The sequence below is a fragment of the Saccharothrix violaceirubra genome, from assembly GCF_014203755.1.
In the GTDB taxonomy this organism is placed as follows: Bacteria; Actinomycetota; Actinomycetes; order Mycobacteriales; family Pseudonocardiaceae; genus Actinosynnema; species Actinosynnema violaceirubrum.
Genome location: NZ_JACHJS010000001.1, coordinates 1873187 through 1889891, shown reverse-complemented (window position 1 = coordinate 1889891; position 16705 = coordinate 1873187). Strand labels below are relative to the sequence as shown.

The window sequence follows — 16705 nt, the reverse complement described above, 5'->3', positions numbered from 1 at the left end:
CGCACCGCTTGGGATACCGATGACGTCTGGACTGCCGTGCCCGCTCTGCGAAGGACCTGAGCGCCGCAACGCGCTCGAACGCACGCTGCGGGTACTCGCGGTCGACGACGAGGCACCGGCCCTGGAAGACCTCGTCTACCTGCTGCGTTCCGACCCGCGCGTGGCGCACGTCGAAGCCGTCACGGACGCGACCACGGCCCTGCGCACGCTGCACCGCGCGATGGACGCGGGCGGTTCCGTCGACGCGGTCTTCCTGGACATCCGCATGCCCGGCCTGGACGGACTCGACCTGGCCCGCGTGCTGTCCCGGTTCGCCCAGCCGCCGCCCATCGTGTTCGTGACCGCCCACCAGGAGCCCGCGGTCGAGGCGTTCGAGCTGAAAGCGTTGGACTACCTGCTCAAACCGGTCCGCGCGGAACGCCTCGCCGAGTCCGTGCACCGCATCGTGCACGAGGGGCCGACGCCCAAGCCCGCCGAGCCCGCGCCCCCGCCGGTCGAGAAGAAGCCGGACGTGGGCGACGAGGTCATCCCGGTGGAGCTGGGCGGCATCACGCGGTTCATCCGGCTGGCCGACATCCGCTACGTCGAGGCGCACGGCGACTACGCCCGCCTGCACACCGCGACCGGCAGCGGGCTGGTCCGCGCGGCGCTCAACGGTCTGGAGGAGCGCTGGCGCTCGGCCGGTTTCGTCCGCATCCACCGCAGCCACCTGGTGGCCCTGGGCCACATCGAGGAACTGCGGCTGGAGGACGGCCACCTGAGCGTCAACATCGGTGGCGCGGTCCTGCCGGTCAGCCGTCGGCACGCCCGCCACCTGCGGCAACTGCTGGTGCGCCGCAACCGGCAGCCGTCGTGACCGGACCGCAGCGCCCGCACCGGCAGCGGGTCGTGGTCACCAGTCCGCGCACCAGGGCACCCCGCGCGCCCCGCCCCTACCCGGCGTCGCGCGAGATCGACGAGGGCAGTTCGCTGGGCACGGTCTACATGCGTTCGCTCATCCGCACCCAAAGGCGGTTGGGCATGCTGTTGTGCGTGGTGGTGTGCGGCAGCATCACGGCGTTGCCGCTGGTGTTCGCGGTCGCGCCGCATGTGGCCACGCAACGCCTGTTCGGCCTGAGCCTGCCGTGGTTGCTGCTGGGCGTGCTGGTGTTCCCGGTGCTGGTCCTGGCGGGGTGGTTCTACGTGCGCCAGTCCGAGCGCAACGAACGCGAGTTCGCCGAGTTGGTGGAGCGTTCGTGAGCAGCACCTACGGCATCATCGCCGTGCTGGTGGTCGCGGTCGGCACGATGTCGGTCGGCACGTACGGTCTGCGCATCTCCCGCACCACGTCGGACTTCTTCGTGGCCTCGCGCACGGTCTCGCCGTGGTGGAACGCCTCCGCGATCGGCGGCGAGTACCTGTCGGCCGCGTCGTTCGTGGGCATCGCCGGGCTGATCTTCGCGCACGGCCCGGACATGCTGTGGTTCCCGGTCGGCTACACGGCCGGGTACCTGGTGCTGCTGGCGCTGGTCGCGGCGCCGTTGCGGCGCAGCGGCGCGTACACGCTGCCGGACTTCGCCGAGGCCCGGTTCGCGTCGCCCGTCGTGCGCGCGGTGACGAGCGTGCTCGCGTTGGGCATCGGCTGGCTCTACCTGTTGCCGCAACTTCAGGGTGCCGGGTTGACGCTGCACACGGTCACGGGCACGCCGGACTGGGTGGGCGCGCTGGTCGTGGCCGTGGTGGTGACCGCGAACGTGATCTCGGGCGGCATGCGGTCGATCACGTTCGTGCAGGCTTTCCAGTACTGGCTCAAGCTCACCGCGATCGCCGTGCCGGTGGTGTTCCTGGTGGTCGCGTGGCACGCGCACGGCGCGCGTGACCTGGACGGGCCGGGTTTCCCGGCGTTCCCGAGCGACACGACGGTCGCGTTCGACACCGCGACCGCGTTCCGGGTGCAGGAGCCGACGACGTACGCCGGTGTCGGCGAGGTCGACGGGACGAGGGTCGACGGCGGCGGCATGCTCTGGGCGGGCGACCACACGGTGGCCGCCGGGTCGCGGCTGACGTTCCCCAAGGGCGCCGCGGTGCCGCACGTCGACTCGATCCCGTCGGCCACCAACGACGACTGGGCGCTGCCCATGCGCGGCGGCGAGCGGTTCCCGCTGTACGCGGTGTACTCGCTGATCATCGCCACGTTCCTGGGCACGATGGGCCTGCCGCACGTGATCGTGCGCTTCTACACCAACCCGAACGGCCGCGCGGCCCGCCGGACCACGTTGATCGTGCTGGGCATGCTGGGCGTCTTCTACCTGATGCCGCCGATCTACGGCGCGCTCGGCCGCCTGTACACGCCGGAGCTGTTGATGACCGGCGACACCGACGCGGTGGTGCTGGTGCTGCCCAGCCGGATGGTGGACGGGCTGGGCGGGCAGCTCCTGGGGGCGTTGGTCGCGGGCGGGGCGTTCGCGGCGTTCCTGTCGACGTCCTCGGGTCTGATGGTGTCGTTGGCGGGCGTGCTGTCGCGTGACGTGCTGCGGCTGCGCGGCATCCGGGGGTTCCGACTGTCGTCGATCATCGCGGTGCTGGTGCCGTTGGGGATGTCGCTGCTGGTCGGCAAGGTGCCGGTGGCCGACATGGTCGGGTTGGCGTTCGCGGTGGCCGCGTCGTCGCTGTGCCCGTTGCTGGTGCTGGGGATCTGGAGCACGCGGGTGTCCACGGTCGGCGCGGTGGCGGGCATGCTCGCGGGCGGCGTGCCCGCGTTGGTGGCGGGCCTGGTCACGATCAGCTCGGGCGGCGGGACCGGCTGGTACCACGTGTTCCTGGCGCGGCCGGCGGCGTGGACGGTCCCGCTCGGGTTCGTGGTCATGTTCGTCGTGTCGCTGCTGACGCCGCGTCGGGTACCACCGGGGGTGAACCACGTGATGGTGCGTCTGCACGCGCCGGAGAACCTGGGTCTGCGCAGTCAGGACCGGTTGTGACCGGCTTCCTCGCGGCGGGCGCGATCCTGCTGGTGGGCGCGGCCGTGGTGCTCACGCTGTGGCGGACCTCGCGTGGCCGCAACGACTTCCTCACCGAGGCGCAGCGGATCACGTTCGAGACGCTGCACACCGCGTGGTCGGCGGCGCCGCCGTTGCGCGCGGGCCTGGTGCCGGACGCGGCCAAGAAGTCGGCCCGGCACCTGCGCACGCTGCTGGGCACGCCCGCGTTGGCGTTGACCGACGAGACCGAGGTCGTGGCGTGGGAGGGCGGCGGCGAGCACCACGCGGCCGACGCGATGCGGCTGGCCCGGGACGTGTTCGAGACCGGCCGGACGCGGGCGTTCGACATCGCCTGCGCCGAGCCGGACTGCCCGGTGCACACGGCGGTGTTCGCGCCGCTGACCGTGGAGGGCCGGGTGGTGGGCGTGCTGGCGGCGTACTCGCGCGAGGCGTCGGCGGGTCTGGTGCGGGCGACGAACGAGGTCGCGCGGTGGGCGTCGGGCCAGCTCGAACTGGCCGAACTGGACCGCTCGCGGACCCGGTTGGTGGAGGCCGAGGTGCGGGCGTTGCGGGCGCAGATCTCGCCGCACTTCATCTACAACTCGTTGTCCGCCATCGCTTCCTACGTGCGGACGAACCCGGAGCGTGCGCGCACGCTGCTGTTGGACTTCGCCGACTTCACGCGGTACTCGTTCCGGCGCGCGGGCGATTTCACGACGCTGTCGGAGGAGCTGAGGTCGATCGACCAGTACCTGGCGCTGGAACGGGCCCGGTTCGGCGAGCGGCTCGACGTCACGCTCCAGATCGCGCCCGAGGTGCTGCCGGTGACGATCCCGTTCCTGTGCCTGCAACCGCTGGTGGAGAACGCCGTCCGGCACGGCATGGAGGGCAAGGTCGGTCCGGGGCGGATCACGATCCTGGCGGCCGACGCGGGCGAGGAAGCGCACATCACCGTCGAGGACGACGGCATCGGCATGGACCCCGACACGGTCCGCCGCACGCTCGCCGGCCAGGTGGACGACACGGCGGGCATCGGACTGGGCAACATCGACGAGCGGCTGCGGCGCTGCTACGGCGACGACTACGGCCTCGTGGTGGAGACGGCGCCCGGTCTGGGCACGAAGATCAGCGTGCGGGTGCCGAAGTACCAGGCGGGCGTGCACGCCTGACCCGCGACAGCGGAAAGCCCCCGGCCGAGGTCGCGGCCGGGGGCTTCGCGGGCAGGCTAGACGGCGACCTTCGCGCCCCGGCGTTCGGCGGCCTCGACGACCAGCAGCAGCCAGGTGGAGTCCTCGGCCGTGCCCGACTTGGCCACGGTATGAAGCGCCGACCACAGCCCGAGGTCGGTCCACTCCTGGAAGCGGCGGTGCACGGTCGGCACCGTGACGCCGAACGTCGCGGGCAGGTGCCGCCACGCGCAGCCGCTGGTCAGGACGAACACGATCGCGGTGAAGATCGCGCGGTCGGACACCCGGCCCCGGCCGCCGCCCTGGCGGCGGACCTTGGCGGGCGGGATGAGCGGCTCGACGTGCGCCCACAGGGACTGCGGCACCAGGCGCGCGGCCAACTGCTGGATCACGTCGGCGTGCGGTGCCTTGGGCGGTGCCTCGGGGGCACGCCGCACCCACGGCTCTTGGCGCTGCGCGTCACCACGCTGGCGGGCGCGCAGGAGCGTGGCCAACGCGGCGTCGTCCCGTCTCGGCGCGACCGCCGGGTGGACGTGCTGCTGGACCTGTCGGGCGATCTCGGCGCCCACCGTCCGGCCGAATGGCTGCGCGGTTCGTACGTGGTCGGTCATCGGGTCCTCCGCCCAGGACGCGGGTCGTGATGGTCATCACGCTAGGAAGCCGGACGGTTACGAGTAACCACGAACGCGACGAACGGAGCGGGTGAGCGTTACACGGACACCCGGACAACGCCCAACGGCGTCACAGGCGCGACGAACGGATGAGCGGTCGTCGTCCGGACGGCCCGACGGCCTCCGGGAGTGCCGAAACCGCGCCCGTCCCGATGTCCGGACTCCCCTGACGGACCAACGGATACGCTCGCGAGGTGACCCGCACGCCGCGCCTGCTCGCCACCAGTGACCTGCACGTGACGTACCAGCAGAACCGCGACTTCGTCCGCGACCTCAGGTCCGACTCCCCGGACGACTGGTTGATCGTGGCGGGCGACGTCGCCGAGAAGTTCGAGTCGATCGAGTGGACGCTGTCGACGCTGCGCGGGCGGTTCCGCCGGGTCGTGTGGTCCCCGGGCAACCACGAGCTGTGGACGGTGAAGGACGACGCGAACCAGTCGCGCGGCGACGACCGCTACCGGCAGTTGGTCGAGCTGTGCCGCAGCCTGGACGTGCTCACGCCCGAGGACGAGTACGCGGTGTTCGAGGGCGCGGGCGGCCCGGTCGCGGTGGCGCCGCTGTTCACGCTCTACGACTACACGTTCCGCCCGGCGGGCACGGTCGACAAGGCCTCCGCGCTGGCCGCCGCCCAGGAGGCGGGGATCATGTGCACGGACGAGTACTTCCTGCACCCCGACCCTTACGCGTCGCGCGAGGAGTGGTCGTGGGCGCGGATCGAGGAGACCGAACGGCGCCTGTCGGCTGTCGACCCGGCGTTGCGCACCGTGCTGATCAACCACTGGCCCCTCGTCCGTGATCCCACGTTCGTGTTGCGCTACCCGGAGTTCGCCCTGTGGTGCGGGTCCGAGCGCACGGCCGACTGGCACCTGCGCTTCCGCGCGGCCGTCGCCGTCTACGGACACCTGCACATCCCGCGCACGATCCGCAAGGACGGCGTGCGCTTCGACGAGGTGTCGCTGGGCTACCCGCGCGAGTGGCAGCCGCGCGGCTGGACCGGCGCGCCCCTGCTGGACGTGCTGCGCGAAGGGGACGACCGGTGATCATCGGGGACCTGCTGCCGCCGCCGGTCGTGGCGGTCGACTTCTTCGGCGACCCGGAGGACGCCGTGCTGCTCCCCGAAGAGGAGGAGCACGTCGCCAAGGCCGTCGACAAGCGTCGTCGCGAGTTCACGACGGGACGCCACCTCGCGCGCACGGCGCTGGGCAGGCTCGGGTTCGGCCCGGTGCCGTTGCTGCCCGGTGAGAAGCGCGCACCGCGGTGGCCCGAGGGCGTGGTCGGGTCGATCACGCACTGCAAGGGCTACCGGGCCGCGGCCGTGGGCCGCACGTCGCAGGTGTGGACGATCGGCATCGACGCCGAACCCAACGAGCCCACGCCCGACGGCGTGCTCGGCGCGATCGCCGTGCCGGGCGAACTGGCCCACCTGCCCCGGCTGCGGGCGACCGGCGACCACGTGGCGTGGGACCGGTTGCTGTTCAGCGCCAAGGAGTCCGTCTACAAGGCGTGGTTCCCGCTGACCGGGCTGTGGCTGGGGTTCGAGGACGCCGAGGTGATCGTGGACCCCGACGGCACGTTCACCGCGCGCGTGCTGATCGACGCACCGGTCGTGGACGGCGTGCGGGTCGACGGGTTCACCGGGCGCTGGCTGGCGCGGGACGGGTTTGTGGTCAGCGCGATCGCGGTACCCGCGCGCTGATCGCCGGTACTCCGCGCCGGCGACCGGAGCGGAAGGCACCACATGGGCGACGAGGTCGCGCGGCAGGAGTTCACCCGGGAGGACCGGTCCCGGTACCGCACGAAGGTGCGGACCTGCCTGGACGTGTTCGCCCGGATGCTGCGCGAGTCCCGGTTCGAGTTCGACCGCCCGACCGCCGGGCTCGAGATCGAGCTGAACCTGGTCGATGCCGCGGGCGACCCGGCGATGCGCAACGCCGAGGCGTTGGCCGCGATCGCCGACCCGGACTTCGTGACGGAACTGGGCCGGTGGAACCTGGAGATCAACGTCGCGCCCCGGCCGTTGTCGCGCGACGGGGTGTCCGGGTTCGAGGACGTCGTCCGGGCGTCGCTCGACGAGGCCGAGCGCAAGGCGGCCGAGACGGGCGCGCACCTGGTCACGATCGGCATCCTGCCCACGTTGCAGCCCCGGCACCTGGCCGCGGACGCGCTGTCGGCCGACCCGCGCTACGCACTGCTCAACGAACAGGTGCTGGCCGCGCGCGGCGAGGACCTGGAGATCGCGATCGACGGCGTCGAGCGGCTGCGGCTGACCGTGGACTCGATCGTGCCGGAAGGTGCGTGCACGTCCACGCAGTTCCACCTCCAGGTGCCGCCGGAGAGGTTCGCCGACTACTGGAACGCCGCCCAGGTGCTCGCGGGCGTGCAGGTGGCGATCGGCGCGAACTCGCCGTTCCTGCTGGGCAAGGAGCTGTGGCGGGAGACGCGGATCGCGTTGTTCCGGCAGGCCACCGACACCCGCGGCGACGAGCTGAAGGAGCAGGGCGTCCGGCCGCGCGTGTGGTTCGGGGAGCGCTGGATCACGTCGATCTTCGACCTGTTCGAGGAGAACGTCCGCTACTTCCCCGCACTGCTGCCGATCTGCGAGGCCGAGGACCCGGTGCGGGTGCTCGACAGCGGCGACACCCCGGCGCTGTCGGAGCTGCGGCTGCACAACGGGACCGTGTACCGGTGGAACCGGCCGGTGTACGACGTGGTGGACGGGCGCCCGCACCTGCGCGTGGAGAACCGGACGATGCCCGCCGGACCGACGGTCGTGGACACGATGGCGAACGCGGCGTTCTACTACGGGCTGGTGCGCTCGCTGGCCGAGGCCGACCGTCCACTGTGGACACAGATGTCGTTCAGCGCGGCCGAGGACAACTTCCTGGCCGGCGCGAAGGAGGGCATGGAGGCCCAGGTGTACTGGCCGGGCCTGGGCACCGTGCCCGCCACCGAACTCGTGCTGCGCCACCTGCTGCCGTTGGCGCACGACGGACTCGACCGGCTCGGCGTCGACCCCGGCCGGCGGGACCGGTTGCTGGACGTGATCGAGCAGCGCTGCCTCACGGGCGTGAACGGCGCGACGTGGCAGAGCCGCGCGTTCCACCGCCTCTACGACGGCACCGGCCTGGACCGGCCGGAGGCGCTGCGACGGATGCTGCGCACCTATCGGGACCTCATGCACACCAACGAACCCGTGCACACCTGGCCGGTGCCGTGAGGGTTCAGTAGTCGTCGCCGCCGAAGAACTGCTCCTCGATGCGGTCGGCCGTGCCCGCGAGCAGCGTCAACGGGTCGACGAACTCGTGGATGTCGAGGTCGGCCAGCGGGAGCGAGTGCCGCAGCACCACGTGGTCGCCCATGATCGCCGCGCCGCAGGCGATCGACGACTCGCCGACCTCGACCAGCAGCGCGCGCAGGTCGACCCGGGCCGCGAGCCCCACCGGCGACGCGATCTGCACCCACTCGTGCTGCTTGTCGAGGACCTCGCGGGCGAGGATGACGACCTGGGTGCGCTCGTCGTCCTCGTCGAAGTGCTCGAAGTCGAACAGGATGCGGATCTCGTCCTGACCCTGCGAGATCACCTCGTAGGTCTGGCGCACGTACTCGGCAAGATCTCCCCAAGTAGCCATGGTGATCACCCTAGGGGAACCGCGCCGGGACGAACCCCGAGATCGGCGGGCGTCACTGGAAGTACAGCCCGCCGTCGAAGCGGATGCGGGCGTGTTCGCGCATGCGGGGGCCGTACACGGGGTCGTCGGCCAGGTCGGTGTAGCCCTGGAAGTCGTCGGTGACGAGGCCGGCGGTGTGGGCGGCGTACACGTCGAAGCCGGGGAACATCAGGCCCGCGAACGGCATGTCGTCGATGTCCAGCGCGAGCACCGGGTACTCCCCCGCCGAGTCGGGTTCGCCCACGGCCAGCACGCGGCGCGAGTCCGAGCCGCCGGGCAGCAGGAAGCACTCCGGGAACTTCTCCGCGATCGGCTGGTAGAACTGCCCCCACAGCTCGCCGTACTCGTCGGACGCCAACTCGTCGAGCGGCCGGGGCGCGAGGTCGCCGTCCTCGTCGAACCAGTCGTAGCGCTCGAACAGGCCGAAGTCGTAGGACATCCACGCGCGCAGGCTGGGCGACAGCGGGCGCCCCGAGGGGAACACGAGGTCGTCGGTCAGCGGACGTGGTCCGCCCTCGACCCACGGGACGTCCGTGTAGTCGAACATCGACCGCCCCGGCTTCTCGCGCACCACGTCGAGGACCCGCTCCACCAACGCCACGCCGTGCCTGTTCTCGACCATGCCGCGCAAGCTAACAGGCGGTACCGACAATTCCGACGGGTGCCACCGACGACCACACGGCGTCCATCACGTGCGCCCGCACGACGGCCAGGTCCAGCACGCCCAGCAGGAAACGGCGGGCGCACTCGTGCGCCGGTCCCATCACGACCGGGTCCAGGGACCACACGGGCACGTCGCGCAGCTCGCCCGCCGCCGCGCGGCCCGCGAACCACTCCGCGATCGGGGCGAACGCGGCGGCCTTGACGACCGGTTCGACGGTCATCGGCGCGGCGTAGAGGAACCGTGCGCGTTCCGGGTTCGCCACGACCCAGTCCAGGTAGTGGCCGACCAGGCCGCGGACGACGGCCTCGACGGACGCCGCGCGCAACGCGGGCGCCATGGCGTCGACGCTGTGCCGGAAGCTCTCCTCGTACAGCACGGCGAACACCCCCGCACGGCTGCCGAAGTGGTGGTAGACGCTGCCGTTGGACACCCCCGAGCGCGCGGTGAGGGCGCTGATCGTCACGGCGTCGAGCCCGCCGGAGACCAGTTCGAGCGCGGCGTCCAGCACCGCCCGTCGACTCTCGCTTCGCACGGAGATTAGAGTAGCGCTCTAGAGCACCGCTCCAAGGAGGTCCCGTGGCCCGTTCGATCCCCGACCTGCTGCGTGAGCGGGTGCGTCAGACGCCCGACCGGGAGGCGTTCCGGCACCGGGTCGACGGCGGGTGGAAGTCGCTGACGTGGGCCGACGTCGACCGGGAGGTGCGCGGGCTCGCCCTGGGCTACCGGGCGCTGGGCGTCCGCGACGGCGCCCGGGTCGCGATCATGGCCACGACCAGCGTGGGCTGGATCCTCACCGACCTCGCCGTGCTCGCGGCCGGCGGGGTGACGACCACGGTGTACCCGAACAACTCCGCCGAGGAGTGCGCGCACATCGTGTCCGACTCGGGCAGCGTGATCGTCGCGGTCGACCGGGAACTCGCGGACAAGGTGCCCGCCGGCGTCCGGACGGTCGTCATCGGCGCGGAGGACTTCCCGGCGGCCGAGGGCGACTACGACGCCATGGTCGACGAACTCGCGCCGGAGCACCTGGCCACGTTGATCTACACGTCCGGCACCACGGGCACGCCCAAGGGCGTCGAACTCACCCACGACAACTGGCTGCACACCGGCGAGTCCATCGCCGAGGTGGACATCCTGCGGCCCGACGACCTGCACTTCCTGTGGCTGCCGATGTCGCACGCGTTCGGCAAGGTGCTCCAGGTCGGCGTGATCGCGGTCGGCACGCCCACGGCCGTGGACGGTTCGGCGGACCGGATCGCGGAGAACCTGCTGGAACTGCGGCCCACGATCGTCGCGGGCGCGCCCCGGATCTTCGAGAAGATCCACCAGCGGGTGGTGGCGGCGGTGCGCGCCGACGGCGGTGTGAAGCGTTTGCTGTTCGAGTGGGCGGTGAAGGTCGCGCGGCGGCCCTCGTCGGGCCGGCTCAGCCGGGCGATCGCCGACCGGCTGGTGTTCTCGAAGCTGCGCGACCGGGTCGGCGGGCGCATCCGGTACTTCGTGTCGGGCTCGGCGCCGCTGTCCGAGGACGTCGGCCGGTTCTTCGCGGGCGCCGGGCTGACGATCCTGGAGGGCTACGGGCTGACCGAGTCGTCGGCCGCGTCGTTCATCAACCGGCCCGAGGACCCGGAGTTCGGCACGGTCGGCCGGCCGCTGCCCGGCACGCTGGTGAAGATCGCCGACGACGGCGAGGTGCTGATCGGCGGACGCGGCGTCATGCGCGGCTACCACGGCCTGCCCGAGGAGACGGCGAAGACGCTGGTCGACGGCTGGCTGCGGACCGGCGACATCGGCGAACTCGACGCGGCGGGCCGGTTGCGGATCACCGACCGCAAGAAGGACCTGATCAAGACCAGTGGCGGCAAGTACGTCGCGCCGCAGGCCGTGGCGACCCGGATCAAGGCGGCCAGCCCCTACATCGGGCACGTGCTCGTGCACGGCGACCAGCGGCGGTACGTCGTCGCCCTGGTCACGCTCGACCCGGACACCACGCCCGCCGGGCTCGACGCGGACGCCGAGGTGCGGCGCGCGGTCGACGAGGCGAACGCGGGGCTGGCCCGGCACGAGACGGTCAAGCGGTTCGCCGTGCTGCCCCGGGACTTCTCGGTGGAGGACGGCACGTTGACCGCGTCGATGAAGTTGCGCCGGCGCGAGATCGAGGACCGCTACCGGGAGGTCCTGGACAGCCTGTACGAGGGCTGAGCGACGGCGAACGCCCACAGCGCGGCCACCAGCACGGTGGCCACCTCGGTGAGCACGAGGACGCGTTCGACGTAGCCGAGCGGAAAGACGCGCCACCACGACGTGCCCGTGGTGGCGTTGAGCAGGATCGCGTAGAGCAGCGGCGAGAAGCTCAACGCGGACAGCACGCCCATGCCCAACGTCCACCGCGCGTGGCCGCCCCAGCGGGCGTGCCGGGTCCACGGCTTGGCCAGCAGGATCGCCGCGATCGGCAGGCTGACGAACGCGAGCAGGCTCCCGACCCGGTGCACGGTGCCGCTCGCGCTCGGCCCCACGGCCCAGTCGTGCTTGGGGAACAGCACGACCAGCGTCAACCCGAGTGCCCACGCGCCCATCGCCACGGCCGCGCTCTTCTTCGCGATGCCGCGCCGGACCAGGACGGCCAGCACGGCGCACGACCCGAGCACCAGCAGCACCACGGCGGTGTCGAACACCCACCGGTGCGGGCCGAGGGCGTACTCGCTGATCGTCCGGCGCAGGAAGGCGGTGGACACGGTCGCGCGACAGGCGTCGAGCGAGCCGACCAGGACGACGGTCAGGACGACGGCGAGCGCCCCGGCCGCCGCCGTGGCGCGGGCTGGTTGGGTGAGCACATCAGACGAAACGGACGGCGGACGGGTGGTGTTCCGCCCTTCAGCGTTCTGCCGGCTTCCTCACCGGGCGGCCGGCGGCAGATCGCTTTCGACTCCCACCGGCCACCGCGTCGGGTCGTCGTCGAGCTTGGCCAACTCTTCGACCTGGAGTCGGCACCACGGCGAGATCGGCCGCACCCCCGACAGCACCGCGGGCACGAACTCCGCCCAGTCGACCCACTCGACGGAGTCGACCTCGTCGGGGTTGGGGTCGGGTTCGGTGTCGACGTAGCCGCGGAAGACCGGGCACATCTCGTTCTCCACGATCCCGTTGTCCATGACCGCGCGGTACCGGAACCTCGGGAGGACGAGGTCGAGCGTCACGTCGCCGAGCCCCAGTTCCTCCCGGAGCCGACGACGGACGGCCGAGGCCGCGTCCTCGCCCGGTGCCGGGTGGCCGCAACACGAGTTCGTCCAGACGCCCGGCCAGGTCTTCTTGTGCAGCGCCCGTCTCGTGAGCAGCAACCGGCCCGAGCGGTCGAACAGGTAGCTGGAGAACGCCAGGTGCAGGGGGGTGTCCTCGTGGTGGACACCGACCTTGTCCGCGACGCCGATCGCGGCACCCTGCTCGTCGAGCAGCACGACTTGTTCCACGCGCACACCCTGCCACACATCGGATCACCGGCATCCCCATGATCACCCGGACGCCGCGCGAGTTGTGCTGCCGGACACCGCGAGTTGTGCACTCAGACACCGCGAGTTGTGCGTTCAGGCACCGCGAAACACGCACTCGGGCACCCCGACGCACACGACGCACCAGCCACAACACCCCCAAGCGTGCGGACTCCGGCGGGTCAGCCCCTCCTCGGCCTGCCCAGCGGCGAGCGACCGCACGTGCGGACCCGGAACCACCCGACCCACATCCCATCGACACACCCGCACCCACGACCACGCGTCCCACAAGCCCTCCCGGCGCCCGAGTGCGTGTTTCACGGTGCCTGAGTGCACAACTCGCGGTGCCTGAACGCACAACTCGCGGTGCCTGAGTGCACAACTCGCGACGGCCGGGCCCGCTCCTGGGAACCGGCACCCGGCACGGCCGGATCGCCGCCGGCGCCTGGGCCGGGTCCCCACCACTCTCGGGTTCGTGAAGTCCGGCTGGGACCAGTTCGAGGACGACGCCGGGCTCCACTGGAAGGACCGCGCGACCCGGGCCGCGTACCGCGCGACGGTCACCACCGGCGCCGGTTGGCTCGGAGGCATGACCGGCCGGGCGTTCGGCACGTGGTACGGCGGTGCGATCGGCTCGGTGTTGGCACCCGGCGTCGGCACGGCCGCGGGAGCCGCCCTCGGCGGCCTGGTCGGCGGCATCGGTGGCGGCGCGGCGGGCGCCGCTCTCGGCGAGAAGGCCGCGGACCACTCGATCGACTCGATGCCCAAGTGGGAGTCGACCTGATGCCCAAGTGGGAACGGCGGGCACCGGAAGTCCCGGTGCCCACGAAAGCTCACGCACCCACGTAGGACGCCAAGTGTTCGCCGGTCACCGTCGCACGCGACTTCACCAGCTCGGCCGGGGTTCCCTCGAACACCACGCGACCGCCCTCGTGGCCGGCGCCCGGACCCAGGTCGACGATCCAGTCGGCGTGTGCCATCACGGCCTGGTGGTGTTCGACCACGATCACGGACTTGCCCGCGTCGACGAGGCGGTCCAGGAGTCCGAGCAGTTGGTCCACGTCCGCCAGGTGCAGGCCGGTCGTCGGTTCGTCCAGGACGTAGGTGCCGCCCTTGTCCCCCATGTGCGTGGCGAGCTTCAGGCGTTGCCGCTCGCCGCCGGACAGGGTCGTCAGCGGCTGTCCGATGCCCAGGTACCCCAGGCCGACGTCCACCAGTCGCCGGAGGATCGCGTGCGCGGCCGGGATGCGGCCCTCCCCCGCGCCGAAGAACTCCTCGGCCTCGGTCACGGACATCGCCAGCACCTCGCTGATGTCCTTGCCGCCCAGGTGGTAGTCGAGCACCGACGCGTCGAACCGCCGGCCCTCGCACACGTCGCACGGCGCCGAGGTGCCGGCCACGATCCCGAGGTCCGTGTAGATCACGCCCGCGCCGTTGCAGTTCGGGCAGGCGCCCTCGGAGTTCGCGCTGAACAACGCCGGCTTCACGCCGTTGACCTTGGCGAACGCCTTGCGGATCGGTTCGAGCAGGCCGGTGTAGGTGGCCGGGTTGCTGCGTCGCGACCCCTTGATCGGGGTCTGGTCGACGACCACCACGTCATCGCGCTTGGCCACGGACCCGTGGACCAGCGACGACTTGCCCGACCCGGCCACGCCGGTCACCACGCACAGCACGCCGAGCGGGATGTCGACGTCCACGTTCCGCAGGTTGTGGGTGTCCGCCCCGCGCACCTCCAGGTGCCCGGAAGGCGAACGCACCGACGACTTCACGGCCGCGCGGTCGTCCAGGTGCCGCCCGGTCAGCGTCCCCGACTTCCGCAGCCCGTCGACGGTGCCCTCGAACACCACCTGCCCGCCTTCGGACCCGGCGCGCGGGCCGAGGTCGACGACGTGGTCGGCGATCACGATCGCCTCGGGCTTGTGCTCCACCACGAGCACCGTGTTGCCCTTGTCCCGCAGCCTGCACAGCAGCTTGTTCATGCGCTGGATGTCGTGCGGGTGCATGCCGATCGTGGGCTCGTCGAACACGTACGTCACGTCGGTCAACGACGACCCGAGGTGCCGGATCATCTTGGTGCGCTGCGCCTCGCCGCCCGACAGCGTGCCGGTGGCCCGGTCGAGGCTCAGGTAGCCGAGTCCGATCTCGACGAACGAGTCCAGCGTGCGTCCCAGCGTCGTCAGCAGCGGCGCCACGGACGGCTCCTTCAGCCCGCGCACCCAGTCGGCCAGGTCGCTGATCTGCATGGCGCACGCGTCGGCGATGGAGATCTTCTTGATCTTCGACGACCGGGCGAGCGCGCTCAGCCGCGTGCCCTCGCACTCCGGGCAGACGGTGAACGTCACGGCCCGTTCCACGAACGCCCGGATGTGCGGCTGGAGCGACTCCTTGTCCTTGGACAGGAACGACTTCTGGATCTTCGGGATCAGTCCCTCGTAGGTGAGGTTGACGCCCTCGACCTTGACCTTGGTCGGCTCGCCGTACAGGAAGTCGTGCATCTCCTTCTTGGTGAACTTGCGGATGGGCTTGTCCGGGTCCAACAAGCCCGACTCCGCGTAGACCTTCACCGTCCAGAAGCTGTCGGACTTCCAGCCCGGAATGGTGAACGCGCCCTCGGCGATCGACTTCGTGTCGTCGTAGAGCTGGGTCAGGTCGATGTCGTTGACCGTGCCCCGGCCCTCGCAGTGCGCGCACATGCCGCCCGTGATGCTGAAGCTGCGCCGCTCCTTGACTTTCTGCCCGGCCTTCTCGATCGTGACCGCGCCGGCGCCGCTGATCGACGCCACGTTGAACGAGAACGCCTGGGGCGAGCCGATGTGCGGCTTGCCCAACCGGCTGAACAGGATGCGCAGCATGGCGTTCGCGTCGGTCGCGGTGCCGACCGTGGACCGGGGGTCCGAGCCGATCCGCTGCTGGTCGACGATGATCGCCGTGGTCAGGCCGTCCAGCACGTCCACCTCGGGCCGGGCCAGGGTGGGCATGAAGCCCTGGAGGAACGCGCTGTACGTCTCGTTGATCATCCGCTGCGACTCGGCGGCGATCGTGTCGAAGACCAGCGACGACTTGCCCGAGCCGGACACGCCGGTGAACACCGTGAGCCGGCGCTTGGGCAGCTCGACGCTGACGTCCTTCAGGTTGTTCACCCGCGCCCCGTGGACGCGGATCAGGTCGTGGCTGTCGGCGGCGTGCGTCACGGTGATCCCTCTCAGCGCGTCTGGTTGATGCGGACCTGGTTGCCCGCCGGGTCCCGGAACGCGCAGTCGCGCACACCGTACGGCTGGTCGATCGGCTCCTGCACGACCTCGGCGCCGGTCTTCTGCACCTGCTCGAAGATCGCGTCCACGTCCGGCGTGGACAGCACGATGGTCGCGAACGTGCCCTTCGCCATCATCTCGGCGATGGTCTGCCGCTCGGTGTCGGTGATGCCCGGGTCGACGGCCGGCGGGTGCAGGACGATCGACGTGCCCGCCTGTCCGGCGGGGCCGACCGTGATCCAGCGCATCTGGCCCTGGCCGACGTCGTTGCGGACCTCGAAGCCGAGGCTGTCGCGGTAGAACGCGAGGGAGGCTTCGGGGTCGGTGTGGGCGAGGAACGTGGTGTGAATCGCGAGGTCCATGCGGAAGACACTAGGTCGGCCTCCGGGACCCCGCTTCTCGATTCCTGACCGGTCTGGTGACCTGTTTGGACATGCACGACGGCATGCCCGCGGGCGTGGCGTCGGGGTTCTTGCGGTACGCGCTCGGCGACACGCCGACCAGCTCGGTGAAGCGGGTGCTGAACGTGCCCAGCGACGAGCAGCCCACCTCGAAGCACACCTCGGTGACGCTCAGGTCGCCGCGCCGCAGCAGGGCCATGGCGCGTTCGATGCGCCGCGTCATGAGGTAGCTGTACGGCGACTCGCCGTAGGCGCTCTTGAACTCGCGGCTGAGGTGCCCGGCCGACATGTGCTCGCCGCGCGCGAGGGCCTCGACGTCGAGCGGCTGGGCGTACTCGCGATCGATCCGGTCGCGCACGCGGCGCAGTCGCGCGAGGTCCGCGAGCCGCTGCTCCGGTGTGCTGGTCACGTCCGCGATGGTGCC

17 protein-coding genes and 1 pseudogene are annotated in these 16705 nt (G+C 71.2%); 9 read left to right on the top strand and 9 right to left on the bottom strand.

Features of this window, described 5'->3' with window-relative positions:
• The first annotated feature begins 19 nt into the window (after nt 1–19).
• The 4 genes from F4559_RS09490 to F4559_RS09475 are packed head-to-tail and all read left to right on the top strand — an operon-like array spanning nt 20 to nt 4126.
• Nucleotides 20–856 carry a LytR/AlgR family response regulator transcription factor gene (locus F4559_RS09490; protein ID WP_221447184.1) on the top strand — a complete coding sequence of 279 codons (837 nt, stop codon included), beginning with the start codon at nt 20–22 and terminating at the stop codon, nt 854–856.
• Nucleotides 853–1239: a DUF485 domain-containing protein gene (locus F4559_RS34845; protein WP_184667647.1), complete on the top strand. Its 387-nt coding sequence runs from the start codon at nt 853–855 to the stop codon at nt 1237–1239. The genes F4559_RS09490 and F4559_RS34845 overlap by 4 nt, the downstream gene beginning before the upstream one ends.
• Nucleotides 1236–2957: a sodium/solute symporter gene (locus F4559_RS09480; RefSeq protein WP_184667645.1), complete on the top strand. Its 1722-nt coding sequence runs from the start codon at nt 1236–1238 to the stop codon at nt 2955–2957. The genes F4559_RS34845 and F4559_RS09480 overlap by 4 nt, the downstream gene beginning before the upstream one ends.
• Entirely contained in the window at nt 2954–4126 is a 1173-nt protein-coding gene (locus F4559_RS09475) for a histidine kinase (RefSeq protein WP_184667643.1), read from the top strand. The genes F4559_RS09480 and F4559_RS09475 overlap by 4 nt, the downstream gene beginning before the upstream one ends.
• Before the next feature lie 149 nt (nt 4127–4275).
• Here F4559_RS09475 and F4559_RS36250 read toward each other — a convergent pair.
• Nucleotides 4276–4536, bottom strand: a pseudogene (locus tag F4559_RS36250) (transposase); the annotation flags it as partial.
• Between the two features lie 473 nt (nt 4537–5009).
• Here F4559_RS36250 and F4559_RS09465 point away from each other — a divergent pair.
• Genes F4559_RS09465 through F4559_RS09455 form a run of 3 tightly spaced genes read left to right on the top strand, consistent with a single transcriptional unit; the run spans nt 5010 to nt 8032 of the window.
• On the top strand, nt 5010–5855 hold the full coding sequence (locus tag F4559_RS09465; RefSeq protein WP_184667639.1) for a metallophosphoesterase family protein: 846 nt from the start codon (nt 5010–5012) through the stop codon (nt 5853–5855).
• Nucleotides 5852–6511 (top strand): 4'-phosphopantetheinyl transferase family protein, encoded by a 660-nt coding sequence (locus F4559_RS09460; protein WP_312865543.1) that lies wholly within the window; start codon nt 5852–5854, stop codon nt 6509–6511. Before F4559_RS09465 ends, F4559_RS09460 begins: the two co-directional genes overlap by 4 nt.
• A 42-nt stretch (nt 6512–6553) precedes the next feature.
• Nucleotides 6554–8032, top strand: coding sequence for a glutamate-cysteine ligase family protein (locus F4559_RS09455; protein WP_184667637.1), 1479 nt, complete (start codon nt 6554–6556; stop codon nt 8030–8032).
• Between the two features lie 4 nt (nt 8033–8036).
• Here the strand turns inward: F4559_RS09455 and F4559_RS09450 are convergent, their stop codons facing one another.
• Genes F4559_RS09450 through F4559_RS09440 form a run of 3 tightly spaced genes read right to left on the bottom strand, consistent with a single transcriptional unit; the run spans nt 8037 to nt 9679 of the window.
• Nucleotides 8037–8444: a type III secretion system chaperone family protein gene (locus F4559_RS09450; protein WP_184667636.1), complete on the bottom strand. Its 408-nt coding sequence runs from the start codon at nt 8442–8444 to the stop codon at nt 8037–8039.
• A gap of 52 nt (nt 8445–8496) precedes the next feature.
• Nucleotides 8497–9105, bottom strand: a complete 609-nt coding sequence (locus tag F4559_RS09445; protein ID WP_184667634.1) for a hypothetical protein — start codon at nt 9103–9105, stop codon at nt 8497–8499.
• A 10-nt stretch (nt 9106–9115) separates the two neighbouring features.
• Nucleotides 9116–9679 carry a TetR/AcrR family transcriptional regulator gene (locus tag F4559_RS09440; RefSeq protein WP_184667632.1) on the bottom strand — a complete coding sequence of 188 codons (564 nt, stop codon included), beginning with the start codon at nt 9677–9679 and terminating at the stop codon, nt 9116–9118.
• Between the two features lie 44 nt (nt 9680–9723).
• Between F4559_RS09440 and F4559_RS09435 the strand changes: the two genes are divergently transcribed.
• Nucleotides 9724–11346 carry an AMP-dependent synthetase/ligase gene (locus F4559_RS09435; RefSeq protein ID WP_184667630.1) on the top strand — a complete coding sequence of 541 codons (1623 nt, stop codon included), beginning with the start codon at nt 9724–9726 and terminating at the stop codon, nt 11344–11346.
• Here F4559_RS09435 and F4559_RS09430 read toward each other — a convergent pair.
• Together F4559_RS09430 and idi are read right to left on the bottom strand one after the other, a co-directional pair.
• Entirely contained in the window at nt 11310–11978 is a 669-nt protein-coding gene (locus F4559_RS09430) for a DUF998 domain-containing protein (protein ID WP_184667628.1), read from the bottom strand. The genes F4559_RS09435 and F4559_RS09430 overlap by 37 nt on opposite strands.
• Nucleotides 11979–12038: 60 nt before the next feature.
• Nucleotides 12039–12611 (bottom strand): isopentenyl-diphosphate Delta-isomerase, encoded by a 573-nt coding sequence (gene idi, locus F4559_RS09425; protein ID WP_184667626.1) that lies wholly within the window; start codon nt 12609–12611, stop codon nt 12039–12041.
• 493 nt (nt 12612–13104) lie between these two features.
• On the opposite strand from idi, the gene F4559_RS09420 reads away from it, so the two are divergent.
• Nucleotides 13105–13413, top strand: a complete 309-nt coding sequence (locus F4559_RS09420; protein ID WP_184667624.1) for a hypothetical protein — start codon at nt 13105–13107, stop codon at nt 13411–13413.
• Between the two features lie 49 nt (nt 13414–13462).
• Here F4559_RS09420 and F4559_RS09415 read toward each other — a convergent pair whose 3' ends face one another.
• Genes F4559_RS09415 through F4559_RS09405 form a run of 3 tightly spaced genes read right to left on the bottom strand, consistent with a single transcriptional unit; the run spans nt 13463 to nt 16690 of the window.
• Nucleotides 13463–15820 carry an excinuclease ABC subunit UvrA gene (locus F4559_RS09415; RefSeq protein ID WP_312865542.1) on the bottom strand — a complete coding sequence of 786 codons (2358 nt, stop codon included), beginning with the start codon at nt 15818–15820 and terminating at the stop codon, nt 13463–13465.
• 11 nt (nt 15821–15831) lie between these two features.
• Nucleotides 15832–16242 (bottom strand): VOC family protein, encoded by a 411-nt coding sequence (locus F4559_RS09410; RefSeq protein WP_184667622.1) that lies wholly within the window; start codon nt 16240–16242, stop codon nt 15832–15834.
• 10 nt (nt 16243–16252) lie between these two features.
• Entirely contained in the window at nt 16253–16690 is a 438-nt protein-coding gene (locus tag F4559_RS09405) for a helix-turn-helix transcriptional regulator (protein ID WP_184667620.1), read from the bottom strand.
• Nucleotides 16691–16705 lie beyond the last annotated feature (15 nt).

Bases quoted from the DNA above. Each gene is read 5' to 3' on its own strand.
- F4559_RS09410 (WP_184667622.1), bottom strand. From the start codon at position 16,242: ATGGACCTCGCGATTCACACCACGTTCCTCGCCCACACCGACCCCGAA.
- F4559_RS09450 (WP_184667636.1), bottom strand. From the start codon at position 8,444: ATGGCTACTTGGGGAGATCTTGCCGAGTACGTGCGCCAGACCTACGAG.
- F4559_RS09490 (WP_221447184.1), top strand. From the start codon at position 20: ATGACGTCTGGACTGCCGTGCCCGCTCTGCGAAGGACCTGAGCGCCGC.
- F4559_RS09455 (WP_184667637.1), top strand. From the start codon at position 6,554: ATGGGCGACGAGGTCGCGCGGCAGGAGTTCACCCGGGAGGACCGGTCC.
- F4559_RS09445 (WP_184667634.1), bottom strand. From the start codon at position 9,105: ATGGTCGAGAACAGGCACGGCGTGGCGTTGGTGGAGCGGGTCCTCGAC.